The 17,121-nt window shown below is 65.3% G+C and carries 15 protein-coding genes; 3 read left to right on the top strand and 12 right to left on the bottom strand.

Features of this window, described 5'->3' with window-relative positions; all coding sequences use genetic code 11:
- Window positions 1-4 precede the first annotated feature (4 nt).
- The gene (metC, locus tag REH34_RS30090; RefSeq protein WP_409373233.1) at window positions 5-1,153 is read left to right on the top strand and encodes a cystathionine beta-lyase; all 1,149 of its coding nucleotides are present in this window, start codon (window positions 5-7) and stop codon (window positions 1,151-1,153) included.
- 134 nt (window positions 1,154-1,287) lie between these two features.
- On the opposite strand, the gene REH34_RS02785 is transcribed toward metC, so the two are convergent.
- From REH34_RS02785 to REH34_RS02730, 12 genes are all read right to left on the bottom strand, one after another.
- Window positions 1,288-1,578, bottom strand: a complete 291-nt coding sequence (locus tag REH34_RS02785) for a hypothetical protein (RefSeq protein ID WP_311970660.1) — start codon at window positions 1,576-1,578, stop codon at window positions 1,288-1,290.
- A 132-nt stretch (window positions 1,579-1,710) separates the two neighbouring features.
- Window positions 1,711-2,889 (bottom strand): alpha-hydroxy acid oxidase, encoded by a 1,179-nt coding sequence (locus tag REH34_RS02780; protein WP_311970659.1) that lies wholly within the window; start codon window positions 2,887-2,889, stop codon window positions 1,711-1,713.
- Window positions 2,886-4,463, bottom strand: a complete 1,578-nt coding sequence (locus tag REH34_RS02775) for an ABC transporter substrate-binding protein (protein WP_311970658.1) — start codon at window positions 4,461-4,463, stop codon at window positions 2,886-2,888. The genes REH34_RS02780 and REH34_RS02775 overlap by 4 nt, the downstream gene beginning before the upstream one ends.
- Window positions 4,464-4,604: 141 nt before the next feature.
- Window positions 4,605-6,197 carry a rhodanese-like domain-containing protein gene (locus REH34_RS02770; protein WP_311970657.1) on the bottom strand — a complete coding sequence of 531 codons (1,593 nt, stop codon included), beginning with the start codon at window positions 6,195-6,197 and terminating at the stop codon, window positions 4,605-4,607.
- A 26-nt stretch (window positions 6,198-6,223) separates the two neighbouring features.
- Window positions 6,224-7,366 carry an LLM class flavin-dependent oxidoreductase gene (locus REH34_RS02765; RefSeq protein WP_311970656.1) on the bottom strand — a complete coding sequence of 381 codons (1,143 nt, stop codon included), beginning with the start codon at window positions 7,364-7,366 and terminating at the stop codon, window positions 6,224-6,226.
- Window positions 7,367-7,369: 3 nt separating this feature from the next.
- On the bottom strand, window positions 7,370-8,170 hold the full coding sequence (locus REH34_RS02760) for a class II aldolase/adducin family protein (protein ID WP_311970655.1): 801 nt from the start codon (window positions 8,168-8,170) through the stop codon (window positions 7,370-7,372).
- Window positions 8,167-9,138: an ABC transporter ATP-binding protein gene (locus REH34_RS02755; protein WP_226504716.1), complete on the bottom strand. Its 972-nt coding sequence runs from the start codon at window positions 9,136-9,138 to the stop codon at window positions 8,167-8,169. The genes REH34_RS02760 and REH34_RS02755 overlap by 4 nt, the downstream gene beginning before the upstream one ends.
- Window positions 9,135-10,163 carry an ABC transporter ATP-binding protein gene (locus tag REH34_RS02750; protein WP_311970654.1) on the bottom strand — a complete coding sequence of 343 codons (1,029 nt, stop codon included), beginning with the start codon at window positions 10,161-10,163 and terminating at the stop codon, window positions 9,135-9,137. The genes REH34_RS02755 and REH34_RS02750 overlap by 4 nt, the downstream gene beginning before the upstream one ends.
- On the bottom strand, window positions 10,160-10,990 hold the full coding sequence (locus REH34_RS02745) for an ABC transporter permease (RefSeq protein ID WP_311970653.1): 831 nt from the start codon (window positions 10,988-10,990) through the stop codon (window positions 10,160-10,162). The genes REH34_RS02750 and REH34_RS02745 overlap by 4 nt, the downstream gene beginning before the upstream one ends.
- Window positions 10,987-11,967, bottom strand: a complete 981-nt coding sequence (locus tag REH34_RS02740) for an ABC transporter permease (RefSeq protein WP_226504713.1) — start codon at window positions 11,965-11,967, stop codon at window positions 10,987-10,989. Before REH34_RS02740 ends, REH34_RS02745 begins: the two co-directional genes overlap by 4 nt.
- Window position 11,968: 1 nt before the next feature.
- Window positions 11,969-12,778, bottom strand: a complete 810-nt coding sequence (locus tag REH34_RS02735; protein WP_311970652.1) for an SDR family oxidoreductase — start codon at window positions 12,776-12,778, stop codon at window positions 11,969-11,971.
- 26 nt (window positions 12,779-12,804) lie between these two features.
- The gene (locus REH34_RS02730; protein WP_311970651.1) at window positions 12,805-14,397 is read right to left on the bottom strand and encodes an ABC transporter substrate-binding protein; all 1,593 of its coding nucleotides are present in this window, start codon (window positions 14,395-14,397) and stop codon (window positions 12,805-12,807) included.
- A 1,075-nt stretch (window positions 14,398-15,472) separates the two neighbouring features.
- Here REH34_RS02730 and REH34_RS02725 point away from each other — a divergent pair.
- A complete protein-coding gene (locus REH34_RS02725; RefSeq protein WP_311970650.1) occupies window positions 15,473-16,360 on the top strand; it encodes an ABC transporter permease in 888 nt (295 codons plus the stop codon).
- Entirely contained in the window at window positions 16,347-17,105 is a 759-nt protein-coding gene (locus tag REH34_RS02720) for an ABC transporter ATP-binding protein (RefSeq protein ID WP_226504709.1), read from the top strand. The genes REH34_RS02725 and REH34_RS02720 overlap by 14 nt, the downstream gene beginning before the upstream one ends.
- Window positions 17,106-17,121 lie beyond the last annotated feature (16 nt).

Raw genomic sequence — 17,121 nt, 5'->3', positions numbered from 1 at the left:
ACCCTTGCGTACTCGTTTGATCCATGGCGGTCGTGGACCGCGCGGCGCCGGCGCGCAAGGGGTCAACCCGCCGCTGGTGCGTTTGAGCACGGTGCTGTTCGACAACCTGGCGCAGATGCGTGATGCCCGCGCCAGGCGTGACCACGAGCGGGTGCTCAGCTATGGCGCCCGAGGCAATCCCACGGCCTATGCGCTGGAGGACCTGGTTACCGATCTCGAGGGCGGCCATCGCACCAAGCTGTTCGCCACGGGCCTGGCAGCCATTGCGCAGACCTTCCTGGCGTATCTGCGCCCCGGTGACCACCTGTTGATCACCGACGGCGTGTATGGTCCGGTACGGCGCCTGGCCAGGGATTTCCTGCTGCCGTTCGGCATCGAGGTCGATTATTACCGTGCCGACGGGCAGGGGCTGGCGGCGGCGTTCAAGGCCAATACGCGGATGGTCTATGCCGAGTCGCCGGGCTCGTTGCTCTATGAGCTGGCCGACCTGCCGGCGATCGCGGCGCTGTGCAAGGCCAACAAGGCCCTGTTGGCAGTGGACAACACCTGGGGCAGCGGCTACCTGTACCAGCCGCTGCAACTGGGTGCCGACATCTCGATCATGGCCTTGACCAAGTACCTGGCTGGCCACAGCGATGTGGTGATGGGCAGCGTGTGCACGCTTGAGGGGGCCTTTGCGCCGTTGTCGCGCATGAGCGATACCTTCGGCAACACTGTGAGCCCGGACGATGCCTGGCTGGTGCTGCGCGGCGCACGAACCCTGGCCAGTCGCATGGAGGTGCATGAGCGTCAGGGGCTGGAAGTGGCTCAGTGGCTGCAGTCGCGGCCGGAGGTGGCCCGGGTGTTTCATCCGGCGCTGGCCTCCCATCCGGGGCATGAGCTGTGGAAGCGTGACTGCGCGGGCAGCAATGGCTTGCTGTCGTTCGAATTCGCCGAGCCGGGGCTGGCTCGGGCCGAGGCGTTTATCGATGCGCTGCAGGTGTTCGGGCTGGGGGCTTCATGGGGTGGCTATGAGAGTCTGGTGACCCTCGCCGATCTGGGCGACCGGCACTATCCGGTGGCTACGCAGGGCGCGGTCGTGCGGCTGCATATCGGCCTGGAAGACGTGACCTCGCTGACTGCCGACCTGCAACGCGGCTTCGCCGCCATCTGAACAACGGCACCACCCCCTCGCTACAGGATGGTGGTTTCAATCACTCACCCCAATGATGGCACCTGCGCCGATCCGCGTCAGCCAGCGCTCGCGGCGCGGGCTGTCGACGCCGTACAGCAGGTTCTCGACGAAGCTCATGTGCGCGCGCAGCGATTGCACCACGTTGGAATCGGCTTCCCCCAGCTCGACCAGCAGGGCGAACAATTCGCTGATACGGATACCACTGCCGCCATGGCTGGGGGAATAGGCAAAGCGGTGAAGCCGGCCTCGCGCAGCCAGTGGATCTCTTCGGTGGGCAGGCGTCGTTCGAAGTCGCGGCTGACGGCGCCGGTGCGAATGCGCTGGAAGATCGGCCGAAAACGTTCGGCCAGCGCTACATAGTCAGCGCTGGGCGGACGGCCCCAGGCCAGGTTGATCTGTGACATGTGCTACTCCTTGTGCAAGGGGGTGTTGTGCAGACAGCAAGGGCCCCTTCGCGGGCAAGCCTCGCTCCCACAGGATTAAGCGGTACACCTGTGGCAGCAAAGCTTGCCTGCGAAGGGGGGTAATGATCGCCATCATCGATAAACCAAGCCGAAATCCTGCAGGCAATGGGCGTTGATTGCCGCCAGATCCGGCGTGCCGGCAAACGCCATGCAGCGGTCCAGCTCCTCCTTGAAAAACGTCAAGCTGCGCAAGCCTCCCGCTTCGCCACCGGCGGCCAGGCCGTACAGCGTGGCGCGGCCGAGCAGTACTGCCTCGGCGCCCAGGGCCAGTGCCTTGAACACATCGCTGCCGCGCACAAAGCCGCTGTCCACCCACACCGGGCAACGCCCAGCCACGGCCGCCACCACCTGCGGCAGCAATTGCGCGGGGCTCACCGCGCTGTCGACGTTGCGCCCCCCGTGGTTGGAGACAATGATCGCGTCCGCCCCGGCCTGCGCCGCCGCCAAGGCATCCTCCACGCAACCGATGCCCTTGACGATCAGCGGCCCGGACCAGCGCTTGCGCACCTGCGCGACCGCGCGCCAGTCCGCCGACTCGTCACGCTTGACCGGCGCCCAGCGCTGCTTCTGGCGCCCGGCCACGCTGTTGCGCATGCCCTGCGGATAGTTTTCGAAACGCGGCATGCCACCATTGGCCAGGTAGCGGCCGATCACCCCAAGGGTCCAGCGCGGATGAAGCACGAAGTCGAAGATATTGCGCCGGTTGACGGTCACCGGCACGCTGAAGCCGTTGCGCGAGTTGTATTCACGGTTGGGCGACACCACGGTGTCTACGGTGAGCACCAGCGCATCGAATCTGGCCGCCCGCGCGCGGTCGATCATGCCATCGCTGATTTCCTGGTCCGGCGACAGGTACAGCTGGAACCACAGCTGTCCATCGCAGGCCGCGCGCACGTCCTCCAGCGGCGTGATCGACGACATCGCCAGCACATAGGGCACCCCGGCCGCCGCCGCAGCCCGCGCCAGTTGCGCCTCGCCCTGGTACCAGAGCAGCCCGGCGGCGCCGGTGGGGCCAACGATCAGCGGCAGTTTTTGCCCTCGGCCGAGCAGCGTCGTCGAGGTGTCGCGGCGGCTGACATCGGTGAGCACCCGCGGCTTGATCTTGATGCTGTCGAGCACCGTGCGGTTGTGCCCCAGGCCCACTTCGTCCTCGGTGCCGCGGGCGACGAACTCGTACACCCCGCGCGGCAGGCGCTGCTTGGCCAGGCGCCGCAGGTCGTCGATATTGCAGGTACGCTCCAGTGCCTTCATGGCTTGATCCATACGTTCTTCAGCGACGACAAGGCCGCATCGGGAGCTTGCGAGATGCCACCGAGGCGCTTGGAATACACCGAAAAATTCTGCATCTCGAACAACGGCAGCACCGGCAGATCGGTCTGGGCGATGCGCTGGAATTCATGAAAGCTGGCCACCCGCTGCGGGCCATCGCCTTGCACCTGCAGCGCCTCGATCACCTGATCCATCTGCGCGCTGTGATAGTTGGAGGCGTTGACCCACGGAATCCCGGCCTTGGCGGTCTTCGACCAGTACTGGCGCAGCACGCCCATCTGCGGATCGGAGTAGCCCGAGAACTGCCCGCCATCGATGTCGTAGTCATACTCGCCGTAGACCTTGCGCAGGAAGCTCGGCAGGTCCTGGTTGCGCACCGTGGCGTCGATGCCGACGCGCTTGAGGTTCTGGCGCAGGTACTCGTCGGTGTTGGCGAAGGTGTCGTTGAACGGCTGGTGATCGAGGGTGATCTTGAAGCGCACGCCGTCGGCACGGCGTGGGTAACCGGCCTCGTCGAGGAGTTTTTCCGCCAGCGCCGGATCGAAGCCGTACTGCGGCAGGTCCGGAGCATGGAAGCGCGTCACCGCCGAGACGATCGGGCTGTCCGCCGGCTTGCCGAAACCGTACCACACGGTATCGATCAGGCCCTGACGATCGATGGCGTGGGCGATGGCCTGGCGCACCTTGAGGTTGGCCAGTTCGGGCCGGCGCAGGTTGAACTCGATGAAATAGTAGGGCGCTTGCCACTCGTAGCCATGGGTGTCGACGGCCAGGTCCGGCAGCGCCTTGAGCCGTTGCACATCGGCCAGCGGCACCGGGTTGTACGGCGCATACAGCACCTCGCCGGTCTCCAGCGCGGCGGCACGCGAGGCCGCGTCGGGGATGATCCGGAAGATCAGCTTGTCCACCAGCGGCTTGCCGGCGTCCCAGTAATCGGGGTTCTTTTCCAAGCTGATGAACTGCCCGCGCTGCCACTCCTTGAAGCGGAACGGGCCGGTGCCGATGGGCTTGACGTTGTACGGGCTGTTGGCGATATCGGTGCCGGCATACAGATGCTTGGGCAGGATTTGTGCCTCCACCGCGTTGACCGCGCTGAAGATTACCGGTGAAGGATGATCGAGCTTGAGGATCACCGTGTAGTCGTCCGGGGTGTCGACTTCGCGCACGGCAGCGAAGGTGACGCGGCCGCGGGCGTGGAGTTTTTTCCAGACTTCTTCGAGGCTGAACTTGACGTCGGCGGCGGTGAACGGCTGGCCGTCGTGCCACTTCACGCCGTGGCGCAGGTGGAAGGTGATGGTCAGGCCATCGGCCGAGTTTTCCCAGGCGGTGGCCAGCGACGGCTGCGGGTTGAACTGGGCGTCGTAGGTCACCAGGCCGTCGAAGATATTGCTCGAGACCACGCCGTTGGCATAGGTGTTGTTGATGGCGCTGGTCATCGCCGTGGGTTCGGGCTGCACGATGGCCGTCAGAGTCCCGCCGGGGCGCGGTGTATCGGCTGCAGCCGGCCCGGCCAGACAGGCGAACAAGGCGATGGAACTGAGCAAGGCTTTAAACACGATGAAGCGACTCCGGATCAATGCACACCACCGTAGCGAGGGGGCTTGCCCCCGATCGCGGTGTGTCAGATAAATCAATGTGGTTGACACACTGTCAGCGGGGGCAAGCCCCCTCGCTACAGGGTCGGAGCAGGCACCGGATCACTTGATCCGGAACCGCCCATTGACGTGATCGCCGATCTGCCGTGGCAGGTCTTCTTCCCAGGCGATATACGCCGCGCTGGCCTGGGTATTGCCCTCATGGCGGTCATGCAGCCAGAACAGATAATCGACCCGCAGCCCGTCCTCCAGCGGCCCGTCGACCACCTCGATGCCCGCCGCCTGCCAGTCCCGCACCCCGGCATTCACCACATACACCGGCAAGCCGGCCTGGCTCAGTTCCCGCGCGACGCCGCGAGCCAATTCGAGCGCTTCGGCAAACACCAGCACCCGCTCGGCGCCTTGCAACTGTGCCGCCAGGGCCTGTAAGCGCGAGCGGTTGACCCACTGCGCCCCCTGGGGATGAGCCTGCTGGAAATCACCACTGCGGTCGGCACTCAAGGCCACGGCGCCTTCGCTCAGCCACTGCGCGGCGGTCTGCGCATTGATGTGCTCCAGGCCGCTCCAGTCGGCTTGCGGCAGTGGCCGCGGCATGGCGTTGGCGGCGATGCCGATCAGCACACTGGCCTCCCAACCCAGTTGCTGCAGCCAATGGGCAGTGGTGATGGCGCGCACGCCGTCTTCGTCGTTGAGCACGATGCGCGCATTGCGCGTGCCTACCCACAGGTCCAGCGCCTGCACCAACTGGCCGCCGGCCACGTGGCGGGCATCGGCGCGATGGCTGTGGGCGAATTCCTCGCGGCTGCGCACATCGAACACATAGGTAGTGCGTTCGGCGTCGGCCTGCCAGCGGCTGAGCGTCTGCTCGTCGATGAACTTCAAGGCATGCCGCGCCGCCAAGGCGTGGGCGCGCTGGATCGCCTGTTGCCGGGCACCGGCGCTCAAGCCCGAGTAGCGGGTCGAGTCGTTGTTCACCGTCGACAGTCCGGCCAGGCGCCAGCCCTGGGTGCCGCCGGCCAGCGCCACCACCTTGTTAGGCACCCCGGCGTTGATCAACGTCTGCGCGCCGACGATGCCGCGGGTACGGCCTGCGCAAGAGACCACCACCAGGGTGTCTGGCGACGTCACCAGGTCATCGAAGCGGTACAGCAGTTCGGCGCTCGGCACGCCCTTGGCGGTGGGGACGTGGAAGCGCTGGTATTCCTCCAGGGTGCGGCTGTCGAGCAGCACGTAGTCGGCTTCATCGATGATCAAGCGCTGCAGCGCGTCCGGGGCGATGGCCGGGGTGTGCAGACTGTGCTCGACGCATTCGGCGAAGGCCTTGCTCGGCACATTGATGCCCTGAAAGGTCGCCAGCCCGGCGTGCTGCCAGGCCTGCAGGCCGCCACCTAGCACGTGGACGATGCTGTAGCCCAACTGGCCCAGCAGCTGTGCGGCGTGCTGGCCATGGCGATCGTGCTCGGCCAGCAGCACGATCCGTGTGCCCAGGCGCGGCACCCGCGAAGGCAGCTCGGTTTCCAGCAGGCTGTAGGGCACGTTGATCGCCAGCAGCGGGTGATCTTCGCCGAACAGGCCTTCTTCGCGGATGTCGACGAACGCCAGCTCGGCGCCGTCGTCCAGCCACTGTTGCAGCGTGTCGATATCGATCAGCGTCGCGTGGGCCAAGGGGGTTTCAATCTGAGAATCTGCGCTCATGCTCGTTCCTTGTCGCAAGTGAGTGGTCATAGCCGAAGGCCCGCCTGGTGCAACAGCGGGAGGATGTGCTCGCCGAAATACGCCAGCTCCGGCTGGTAGTCGACGAAGCACAGCTGCAAGCCGTCGCAACCGGCGGCCTTGAGCTGGATGATCTGTGCGGCAATCTGCGCCGGGGTGCCGATCAACTGGATGTTGCCGCCAACGATGCGCTCGTCCCGTTGATGGCCGCGCCAGGAGCGGCTGTCACCGGTGGCGTGGGTATGGAAGAAACCGGCCACCGCAGCGTCATCGACCTGATCGAGAATCGCCTGATACACCGCCCAGGCTTCGGCCTCGGTGTCGCGGGCGATAATCATCGGGTTGACCAGCGTGCGCACGTCGCGGCCGATGGCGGCGGCGGCCTCTTTGACCTGACGATTGATCGCCGGCAAGGCCTCGATGGCGGCGTCGAAACGGGCACCCGCCGGGCTGGTGACGAAGATCAGATCAGCCTGGGCCACGGCATGCCTGATGCCTGCCGCCGAGCTGGTGGCGCTGACGATGATCGGCCGACCGTGCACCGGCTTGGGCGTCACGAAGGCCTTGTTCAGCTGCCACTGCTCGCTGTGATGATCGAAGTTCTCGTCGCTGCTCCACAGGGTTTGCAGGATATCGACGTATTCTCCGGCCAGTTCGTAGCGGCGGTCGTGTTCGATCTGCTGCTGGCCGAACATGGCCCATTCATCCTGGCGAAAACCGGTCACCAGGTTCAGCCCCCAGCGGCCACCGGACATGTGGTCCAGAGTGGCGCCGAACTTGGCCAGGTGCAGCGGATGCCAAGGGCCATAGAACACATGCACGGTGGAGATCAATAGAATGCGCTGGGTGATCGCCGCCAGCCCGGCGCTGGTCATCAGTGTGTCGAGGGCGGTTTCGCGGTAGTGCATCTCGCCACCGAAGCCGCCCTTGGACAGCCAATGCGCGGGGCCGAACACCAGGTCGAAACCCAGCGCTTCGGCCTGCTGGGTGAGGGCGGCGTTGTAGTCGAATGTCCAGTCGGTGTCGCGCGGGTAGCTGGACATGGTCCAGCCACCGTTGTGGATCGGCAGGAACAACCCCAGCAGCAACGGCTGGCGCAGGGCCCGGCCGAGCGGGCTGTGGGCGGGGAGTGCGGGTAGAGGCGTGGGCACGGATCAGTTCCGGTAGTCGGGTTCGCGGCGGTCGAGCAGCCGGCGCAGGGCTTCGAAATGCAGCTGATAGCCCGGCTTGTAGGTCGTGCTGGCGGCGTCGTGCAGCGGTGTGTTGTGGATCTGGTCCTGGACCCTGTCGACCTGCGCGCTGCTCAGGCCGCGCAGCGGTTGGCCAGTCCACAGGGCGAACACTTGCAGGCGTGCAGCGCGCTCCAGGGTGTAGAGCCGGTCGTAGGCTTCGGCAACGCTGCGCCCGGTCACCAGCACGCCATGGTTGCCCATGAAGAGGATGCTGCGTTCACCGAGGATGTCCGCCAGGCGCTGGCCCTCGGACGGGTCGCGGGCCAGGCCGTCGTAGTCTTCGTCGTAGGCGATCTGGTCGACCAGTTGCGCCTCCAGATGGCCCACGGCGTGCAGGTGCTGGTCGCGCAGGCGGGTCAGGGTGCTGACGTAGGGCATGTGGGTGTGCAGTACGGCGGCATGCTTGGGATGGGCGGCGTGGATCGGTGCGTGGATGCAGTAGGCCGAGCGCTGGATGATGCCTTCGCCGCTGAGCTGCCGACCGTCGAAACCGATCTCCATCAGTTCGCTCGCTATCACTTCTGACCAATGCAGGCCGAAGGGCGGCAGCAGAAAACTGTCGCTGCTGCCCGGCACGGCCACGGTGAAGTGGTTGTAGATGCCCTCGCTGAAATCGTGCCACACGGCCAGGCGGTGGGCGGCGGCGAGGTCTTCGCGGGCTTGCTGCTGTGCGGCAACGGGGGCGCCAAGCGCGCCAGCGTGGGCTTGCGAAAGAATAGTCATGCGGGCGCTCCGGAGGTGGCGTCATAGAGGTGGCAGGCGACGTGGTGCCCGGCTTGCAGCGCTTGCAGGCGCGGTGCCTGTTCGCGGCAGCGGGCGTGGACGTGCGCGCAGCGGGTATGAAAACGGCAGCCGCTGGGCGGCGTGAACGGGCTTGGTACATCGCCGGCCAGCACCTGCTTGTCGGCGGCGCGGCTGCGGCTCGGGTCCATGATCGGTACGGCGGCGATCAGCGCCTGGCTGTAAGGGTGGGCCGGGCGTTGCCAGAACAACGCCCGGTCGCCGATCTCGACGATCTCGCCCAGGTACATCACGGCGATGCGATCGGCCAGGTACTGGACCACCGACAGGTCGTGGCTGATGAACAGGTAGGCGACGCCCAGTTGCGCCTGCAGGTCGCACAGCAGGTTGAGGATCTGCGCTTGCAACGAGACGTCCAGCGCCGACACCGGCTCGTCGCACACGATGAGCGCCGGGCGTGGTGCCAGGGCGCGGGCGATGACCACGCGCTGGCGCTGGCCGCCGGACAGTTGATGGGGCAAGCGACTGGCGAGGTCCGGGTGCAGGCCCACCTGCTGCATCAATTCGGCGACCCGCGCCTGGCGTTGCTGGCGGTTGAGTTCGCCGCGGGCACGCAGCGGTTCGGCGATCGAGTCGAACAGGCTCAGGCGAGGATCGAGGGCGCTGGACGGGTCCTGGAAAACCATCTGCACGTCCTGACGGCGGGCTTGCAACTGGCGCCCGGAGAGGCTCGCCAAATCGGTGCCGTTGACGCGGATCTCGCCTTCGCTGGGCTTGACCAGGCGCACCAGAGTGCGCCCTAACGAGGACTTGCCGCAGCCCGATTCACCCACCAGGCCCAACGTCTGACCGGTGTCGAGGTCCAGATTCACAGCGCTCACGGCATTGAGCTCGCCGCGTGCAGTGGGGTAGCGCACCGAGAGGTTGCGCACTTCCAATAGACGGCTCATGCCATGGCCCGGTGCAGCCGCTGGGGCGCTGGACAGGGGTGATGGCAGGCGACTGCGGCCAGTGGCTCGAAGGGCAGCAGCTCAGGCAATTGCTGGCAGCGCGCGTCGGCATGTTCGCAGCGTGCGGCAAAGGCACAGCCGACGGGCAGTTGCGAGAGCATCGGGACCATGCCGGGGATTTCCTTGAGGCGTACGCGGCGCTTGCCGGGGCCGACCGCCTCGAGTTGCAGGGCCGGGCGCGCGCCGATCAAGCCGCGGGTATAGGGGTGGCGCGGGTGGGCGAACAGGCCGTGCACCGGCTGCTCTTCGACCTTGCGCCCGGCGTACATGACCATCACCCGGTCGGCGGTTTCGGCGACAACGCCAAGGTCGTGGGTGATCAGGATCAGGCCCATGCCCATTTCGCGCTGCAGGCTGGCGAGCAGGTGGAGGATTTGCGCCTGGATGGTCACGTCCAGTGCGGTGGTCGGCTCGTCGGCGATCAGCAGCGACGGGCCGCCGGCCAGGGCCATGGCGATGACCACGCGCTGGCGCATGCCACCCGAGAACCGATGCGGGTAGTCGTCCAGACGCTTGTGCGGTTCCGGGATGCGCACCCGCTCCAGCAGCTCGACTGCGCGGGCTCGGGCCTGGGCGCGGGGCAGGGGTTGATGGGTCTGGATGGCTTCGATCAGTTGGTCGCCGATGCTCATCACCGGGTTGAGTGCCGACATCGGGTCCTGGAAAATCATGCCGATGTGCCGCCCGCGAATGGCGCGCATGGCGCGCTCGTCGAGGTCGCTCAGTGACTCGCCCCGGTAGCGCACCGAACCGCTCAGGCGCGCCTGGCTGCCGTGCAGCAGACGGGTCAGCGCCAGCGCGGTGACTGACTTGCCGCAACCGGATTCGCCAACGATGGCCAGGGTTTCACCGGCCTGTACCTGCAGTGACAGGTCGTTGACGGCAATCAGTGGCGTGCTCGGTTTGCCGAACTCCACGCGCAGGTTTCGTACGTCCAGTAATGGCGTGCTGGCAAGTGTGGTCATCGTGCCTCCGTGCGCGGATTGAGCAGGTCGTTGAGGCCGTTGCCCAGGTACATGAAGCCCATCACTGCAACAAAGATCGCGCCGCCGGGGATCGCCGTCATGTACCACGCGGTGCGCAGGGACGAGCGCCCGGCACCGACCATGCTGCCCCATGAGATGACGCTGGGGTCGCCAAGGCCGAGAAACGACAGCGATGCCTCGGTGAGGATCGCCTGGGCGATGAGGATCGAGGTGGCGACGATCACCGGCGAAATGCTGTTGGGCAAAATGTGCCGCCAGATGATCGCCGGGTGGCGGATGCCCATGGTCAGCGCTGCGCTGACGAAATCCTGTTGGCGCACGCGCAGCGCTTCGGCCCGCACCAGCCGGGAAATCTGCGGCCATGAGGTGATGCCAATGGCGAACACGATGCTGGCGATCGACGGTTGCAAGATCACTACCAGCAGGATCGCGAAGAGGAAGCTGGGCATGGTCTGGAACAGCTCGGTGAGTCGCATCAGGCAGTCGTCGAGCCAGCCACCGGTGTAGCCGCTGACCACACCCACCGTGGTGCCGATCAGCACTGACAGGGCCGCGGCACCGACGCCGACCAGCAGTGACACGCGTGCGGCGTGGAGCATGCCGGCGGTGAGATCGCGGCCGAGCATGTCGGTGCCCAATGGGTAGCGCGGGTTGCTGCCCGGCCATTGGTTGGCGCGGCCGACGATGTCGAACGGGTCGGCGGGGTATAGCCAGTTGGCCAACAGCGCGGCGATGCTGATCGACAGCAGGATCGCCAGCCCGAGCAGCAGTGCGCGGGAATGACCCAGACGCAGGACGCGTTTCATGAGCGAATCTCGATGCGCGGATCGAGCAGCGCGTAGAGCAGGTCGACCAGCAGGTTCATGAGGATCACCAGAAACGAACTGCACAGGAAAATCCCCAGCAACAGGTTGATGTCGCGCTGGAACACCGCGTCGAACGCCAGGCGCCCCAGGCCCGGCCAGGAGAACACGGTCTCGACCACGATCGAACCGCCCATCAGCGAGCCCAGTTGCAGGCCGGTGACGGTCACCAGGGGCAGCAGTGCGTTGCGCAACACGTGCCGCACTGCGACTCGCGCTTCGCTGATGCCTTTGGCGCGTGCGGTGCGGATGAAGTCGAGGCCGTAGACTTCGAGCATCGCCGAGCGGGTCATGCGCACATAGATCGACAGGTAGAAAAACGACAGGCTCAACGCCGGCAAGGCCATGTAGCGCAGCCGATCGAGGAACGAGGCCCAGGCGCCGTCGACGCCGCCGATGGTCTGCATGCCGGCCGAGGGCAGCCAGCGCAGGTTGATCGAAAACACCACGATCAATATCAATCCGACCCAGAACACCGGTGTGGCAAAGCCGATGGTGGACAGGGTCGAAATCACTTCATCCGGCCACCGGCCGCGATAGCGGGCGGCCACGGCGCCCAGGGCGATGCCCAGCACTGCGGCGATGAACACCGCCACCAGCATGAGGGTCAGGGTGGCCGGCACACGATCGGCGATGAGCTCGGCCACGGGCATGCTGTTGCGAAACGAGTAGCCGAGGTTGAGGTGCGCGAGGTTGTCCAGGTAGCGGCCGAACAGCACGTAGCCGGGGGCATCGAGGTCGAACTGCTCACGCAGCTGGGCCATGTATTCCGGGGTCGCCGCGCCGGATTCGCCGGCCATCACGTCGACCATGTCGCCGGGCGCCAGGCGCAGCAGCAGGTACGAGGACAGCACGATGATCAGGGCCACCGGCAGCAATTGGGCGAGCCGGCGCAGCATGTATTTGGCGAGGGCTGGCATGTCAGATGACCGGGTCCGCGCCGCCGTTGACCGGGATCACCGCGCCGGTGATGTAGCTGGCGCGGGCGCTGGCGAGGAACACGGCGAGGTCGGCGACTTCTTCGGGGCGGGCGAAACGGCCCAGTGGAATCTGCGCCTCGGCATCTTGCAGCGCTTGCTCCTTGCTGATGCCGCGGCGGGTGGCTTCGAGGCTGATGGCCTGGTCGACGCGGCCGGTGTAGGTGAAGCCCGGGTTGATGGCGTTGATGCGAATGCCGTGACGGGCATAGTGCCTGGCCAGGCCGACGGTGGACAGCAGCAGGGCGGCGTTGGCCGAGCCCCCGGGCAGGTGGGTGGCGGTGGGGTGTTTGCCGCCGGTGCCGACGATGTTGACGATGGCCGCGCTCTGCAGCGGCTGGCCACTGGCTTCGGCCCTGGCCAGCAGGCGCTTGAGCACCGCATCCTGGGTATGGATGGTGGGGAAGAACTTGGCGTCCAGCGCCGCTTGCCAGGTCTGCGCGTCGAGAAGCTCGGGCTCGGTACGCTTGGCCGCACCGGCGCTGTTGACGAGGATATCGATCGGTCCTTGGCGGGTTTCGGCATCGGCAATCGCCGCTTCGGCCGCAGCGGCGTCGCTGAGGTTGGCACTGATCACCTGCACCTGGATGCCGGCATGGGCGAACTGGCGCCGGGCCTCTTCGAGGGTGGCCGGGTCGCGGGCGATCAAGCTCAGGCGCGCACCTTCGGCGGCGAACGCATGGGCGATGGCCAGGCCGATGCCCTTGCTGGCGCCGGTGATGACGACGTGCTTGTCAGTGAGTTGCAGGTGCATGGCAGTACTCCTTATACACGGGCTGGTCAGGGCGCGATGGACACGTCTTTGAGGGATGACAAGGCGCCGTCCGGCGCCACGCTCACCCCTTGCAGGCGCTTGCTGTAGACGGTGAAATTCTGTTGTTCGAACAGAGGTACTACCGGTAGGTCGTGCTGGGCGATGCGCTGGAATTCGTAGAAGTCCTGCTGGCGCCGCGCCGGGTCGATCTCGCCTTGCAGGGCGGCGATGACCTTGTCCATGGCCGGGCTGCTGTAGTCGGAGGCATTGCTCCACGGCACGCCGGGGGTGATGTTGGCGGTGGAGTACTGGCGCAGGCCGCCGATCTGCGGGTCCATCATCGGTACCCAGCGGCCGGTGTTGATGTCGAAGTCGTAGTCGCTGTAGACGCGTTTGATGAAGCCGGCGAGGTCCTGGGTGCGCACGGTGACATCGATGCCGACTTTCTTCAGGCTCTGGCGGATGAATTCGGACTGGTTCTTGAAGCCTTCATGGAACGGCTGGTAGTCGATGTTGATGCGAAAGCGCACGCCGTCGGCGCCACGGGGGTAGCCGGCTTCATCGAGGAGCTTCTCGGCCTGGGCGATATCGAAGGGGTACTGCTGGACGCCGTCGGTGGTGTAGAAGTTCTTGAGCGAGGAGGGCACCGGCCCGGTGGCGGGTTTGCCCAGGCCATACCAGACCACGTCGATCAGCGCCTGTTTGTCTATCGCCTGGTCGATGGCCTGGCGCACCTTGAGGTTGGCCAGCACCGGGTTGCGCAAGTTGAATTCGAGGAACACGTAGGCGGCGGACGACTCATAGCCGCGTTTGGCGACCACCAGTTCAGGGTTGTGGCTGAGGCGCTCGACATCGCTGAAAGGCACCGAATCGTAGGGCGAGTACTGCACCTCGCCGGTCTCCAATGCGGCGGCGCGCGAGCTGGCGTCGGGGATGATGCGGAACACCAGCTTGTCGACCTTGGGCTTGCCAGCGTCCCAATAGTCCGGGTTGCGGGTGAGCTCGATGTATTGGCCACGCTCCCATTTGACGAACTTGAATGGGCCGGTGCCGATAGGGTCGAGGTTGTGCGGGTTTTTCAGGATGTCGGTGCCGGCATACAGGTGCGCCGGGAGGATCTGCGCTTCGTTGGCGTTGATCGAGCTGAGGATGACCAGCGACGGTTGCTTGAGCTTGAATACAGCGGTGTAGGGGTCGGGGGTGAGCACGTCTTCCAGCGCGGCGAAGGTGGTGCGCCCACGGGGGTGGACCTTTTTCCAGACTTCCAGTGCGGAGTATTTGACGTCGGCCGAGGTGAAGGGCTGGCCATCATGCCATTTGACCCCGTGGCGCAGGTGGAAGGTGATGCTCAGGCCGTCCTTGGCGATGTCCCACGACAGCGCCAGGCTCGGTTGTGGCTGCATGTTCTGGTCATAGCTCACCAGCCCTTCATAGATGTTGTTGGAGACCACGCCGTTGGGGAAGTTGGTATTGAAGCTCGAGGTCAGGGCCACCGGTTCCGGCTGCACGATGGCGGTCAGGGTCACGGCCATGGCCTGGGCGCTGGCGAGCAGCGTGATCAAACCGGCGGCGATCACGGGCACACCACTACGACGTAGGGATGACAGGTCGAATCTCATTGACGATATCCAGTCAGGCCCGCGCAGATCGTTGGCGTTCTGCTTCGCGTGGCGACTCCAGAAGAAAGCGTTTGGCGTTCAGGCTGATACGCGCAGGAGCCGGTATTCCGGTGTGGCCACGCTATAGAGTCGTGCTGCGTAGTGCCAATATCGTTAGTGCATATTCTTAGGCGATGAGGATTATTCGAAATAAGCGCGGGTTGGGGATATAAGCTTATTCCTTGGGTGGTTATTTCTGACTTGTCGTTTTTTTGGGGACTGCGCTGGTTCTGCTTTCGAGTCGGCCTTGGGGTCGCGGCCCCCGCCATTGGCCCTTCGCTTTGGCTCAGGGTGCCCGCGCTTCGACGCACTGGCGAGGGGCACGCCCCGATGGGCCTTCCGTGGCCCAACGGGGCTTAGCCGGCATCCATGCCGGCTATCCCCTCGTCAGTGCGTCGAAACGCGGCCTGCTGGAAGGGGGCCGCGACCCCAAGGCCGACTCGAAAGCAGAACAGCGACATCAGTGCCGTTGCTTCAAAAAAGCTTTAGGACGCTCACCAAATCTCGGCTGGTCCTTTGCTGCGGGCCTGTGCGGCGCGCCCCTCCAGCAGGCCGCGTGGAGGCGCCTGAAGAGAGGGAGATCCCGGCAGGATGCCGGGTCAGGCGCGTTGGGCCAAGGATGGCCCATTGCGCCGTGCCCTCTCTTCAGGTGCCGGAACGCGGGTACCCTGAGCCTAAGCGAAGGGCCAATGGGCAGGGCGAGCCGCACAGGCCCGCAGCAAAGGACCACCCAGATCTCAGACCCCACCTCCAAAAAACCTCCGGCATAAATACCTGCGTTGTTCAATGCAAGTCCGTAGCGACATCGTTCGATGCAAGCTCCAAGCGAAAGGACGAAACAAACTCAAAGTGCCAATTGGTTTTAACTTTATAACCTCGAGCATTAATCAATAGTGTTCAGGCGTTTATATAACCATAGAACATAACGCTCTTTCCGTTCCGTATGGCTTTGCTCTATTACTGCTGTGCCTTAACCGCGCGAGTGACTGCTTGAAAGTCGCCGTGTCAGTGCACATTCTGTAAAGGAGTCATCGTCATGCGTCAGCCTGCTTCGCCCTTGTCGCCGCCCGCACTCACAGTCGCCGATGTGCCCTTGGTCGAGTACCGGTTTCACGATGGCGTGCTGGTGCCCGCTGGCTGGTTGGGGCGGGTGCGGCGTCAGGCCGGTCGGTTGGGCGGGTTGCGGTTGCTCATCCCGATTGTGCTGCTGGGCCTGTGGCAACTCAGCGCCAAGGCTGGCTGGCTGAGCGAATTCGTCTTGCCCTCGCCCTGGAGCATCATCCAGGCCTATCAGGAACTTTGGCACACCGGCGAGCTGCAGGCGGCGCTGCCGGTGTCTTTGGGCCGGGCCGGGCTGGGGCTGTTGATCGGCGGCGGCCTAGGGCTGGTGCTGGGCGTCATCGCAGGCCTGTCGACCTTGGCCGAGCGTCTTTATGACGCGCCGCTGCAGATGCTGCGCACCATTCCGTTCATTGCCTTGGTGCCGCTGTTCGTGGTGTGGTTCGGCATTGGTGAGTGGTCCAAGGTACTGCTGATCATCGGCGCGTCGATCTTCCCCGTGTACCTCAACGCCTACCACGGTATTCGCGCCATCGACAAACGCCTGCTGGAACTGGGCGCCAGTTTCGACATGAACCAGCGTCAGGTAGTGCGCCTTATCGTACTGCCGCTGGCCATGCCGAGCATTCTTGTGGGCTGGCGCTATGCCGCCGGCGCCGCGCTGCTGGGGCTGGTGGCCGCCGAGCAGATCAACTCCAACGCTGGCATCGGCTACATCCTCAACAACGCCAACCAGTTTCAACGCACCGACATCATCATCGCCGGCATCCTCATCTATGCCGTGCTCGGTGTGATCGTCGACATCGTCATGCGCCTGATCGAACGCGCGCTGCTCAGCTGGAGACCCCGTCATGAGCCATCTTGAAAGCCTCGGCCCGTATCAGGCCGCGCGCTTGACGCCGCCTGCCGCCACGCCCGCCGTCATTGACCTGCAAGGCCTGAGCAAACGCTATGGCGACCAGGTGATTCTCGACGCCTTGGACTTCACCTTGGGCAAAGGCGAGTTCGTTGCTCTGGTCGGGCCTTCGGGCACCGGCAAGACCACCTTGCTGCGCATCGTCGGTGGCCTCGAAACCGCCAGTGGCGGCAGTGCGGCGATCGCCGAGCGCACCTCGGTGGTGTTCCAGGACCCGCGCCTGATCCTTGCGCAGCGGGTCTGGCGCAACGTCGTGCTGCAAGACCACAAGGCCCCCGACAGCTATGCCCGTGCCGTAGCGGCGCTGACCGAAGTCGGGCTGGGCAACAAGGCCGATGCCTGGCCTTCGAGCCTGTCTGGTGGCGAGGCGCAGCGGGTCGGCCTGGCCCGCGCGCTGTACCGCGCGCCCGACCTGTTGCTGCTCGACGAACCTTTCAGCGCGCTGGACGCCTTTACTCGGCGCAAGGCCCAGGACCTGGTGATCGAGCTGTGGCGCGAGCATCAGCCAGGCGTGTTGCTGGTGACCCACGACATCGAAGAGGCGATCTTGCTGGCCGACCGCGTGCTGGTGCTCGGTGCGGGCTTCGTCAAGGCCGACATCCCGGTCAACCTGCCGCGCAAGCGTGACCCCACCGCCAGCGATTTCAACCAGATCAAGCGCAGCGTGCTGCACCACCTTGGCAGCGTCGCCTGACTCGCCTTCCGCTAGA

Origin of the sequence: Pseudomonas baltica (genome assembly GCF_031880315.1) — a bacterium.
In the GTDB taxonomy this organism is placed as follows: domain Bacteria; phylum Pseudomonadota; class Gammaproteobacteria; order Pseudomonadales; family Pseudomonadaceae; genus Aquipseudomonas.
The sequence above is the reverse complement of the archived record's forward strand: the minus strand, read 5'-3'. Positions and strand labels throughout refer to the sequence as shown.

What these genes read in the sequence shown, in the direction of transcription:
- REH34_RS02785 (WP_311970660.1), bottom strand. Translation starts at nt 1,578, where the DNA reads ATGTCACAGATCAACCTGGCCTGGGGCCGTCCGCCCAGCGCTGACTAT.
- REH34_RS02780 (WP_311970659.1), bottom strand. Translation starts at nt 2,889, where the DNA reads ATGAAGGCACTGGAGCGTACCTGCAATATCGACGACCTGCGGCGCCTG.
- REH34_RS02770 (WP_311970657.1), bottom strand. Translation starts at nt 6,197, where the DNA reads ATGAGCGCAGATTCTCAGATTGAAACCCCCTTGGCCCACGCGACGCTG.
- REH34_RS02760 (WP_311970655.1), bottom strand. Translation starts at nt 8,170, where the DNA reads ATGACTATTCTTTCGCAAGCCCACGCTGGCGCGCTTGGCGCCCCCGTT.
- REH34_RS02755 (WP_226504716.1), bottom strand. Translation starts at nt 9,138, where the DNA reads ATGAGCCGTCTATTGGAAGTGCGCAACCTCTCGGTGCGCTACCCCACT.
- REH34_RS02750 (WP_311970654.1), bottom strand. Translation starts at nt 10,163, where the DNA reads ATGACCACACTTGCCAGCACGCCATTACTGGACGTACGAAACCTGCGC.
- REH34_RS02745 (WP_311970653.1), bottom strand. Translation starts at nt 10,990, where the DNA reads ATGAAACGCGTCCTGCGTCTGGGTCATTCCCGCGCACTGCTGCTCGGG.
- REH34_RS02740 (WP_226504713.1), bottom strand. Translation starts at nt 11,967, where the DNA reads ATGCCAGCCCTCGCCAAATACATGCTGCGCCGGCTCGCCCAATTGCTG.
- REH34_RS02735 (WP_311970652.1), bottom strand. Translation starts at nt 12,778, where the DNA reads ATGCACCTGCAACTCACTGACAAGCACGTCGTCATCACCGGCGCCAGC.
- REH34_RS02730 (WP_311970651.1), bottom strand. Translation starts at nt 14,397, where the DNA reads ATGAGATTCGACCTGTCATCCCTACGTCGTAGTGGTGTGCCCGTGATC.
- REH34_RS02725 (WP_311970650.1), top strand. Translation starts at nt 15,473, where the DNA reads ATGCGTCAGCCTGCTTCGCCCTTGTCGCCGCCCGCACTCACAGTCGCC.
- REH34_RS02720 (WP_226504709.1), top strand. Translation starts at nt 16,347, where the DNA reads ATGAGCCATCTTGAAAGCCTCGGCCCGTATCAGGCCGCGCGCTTGACG.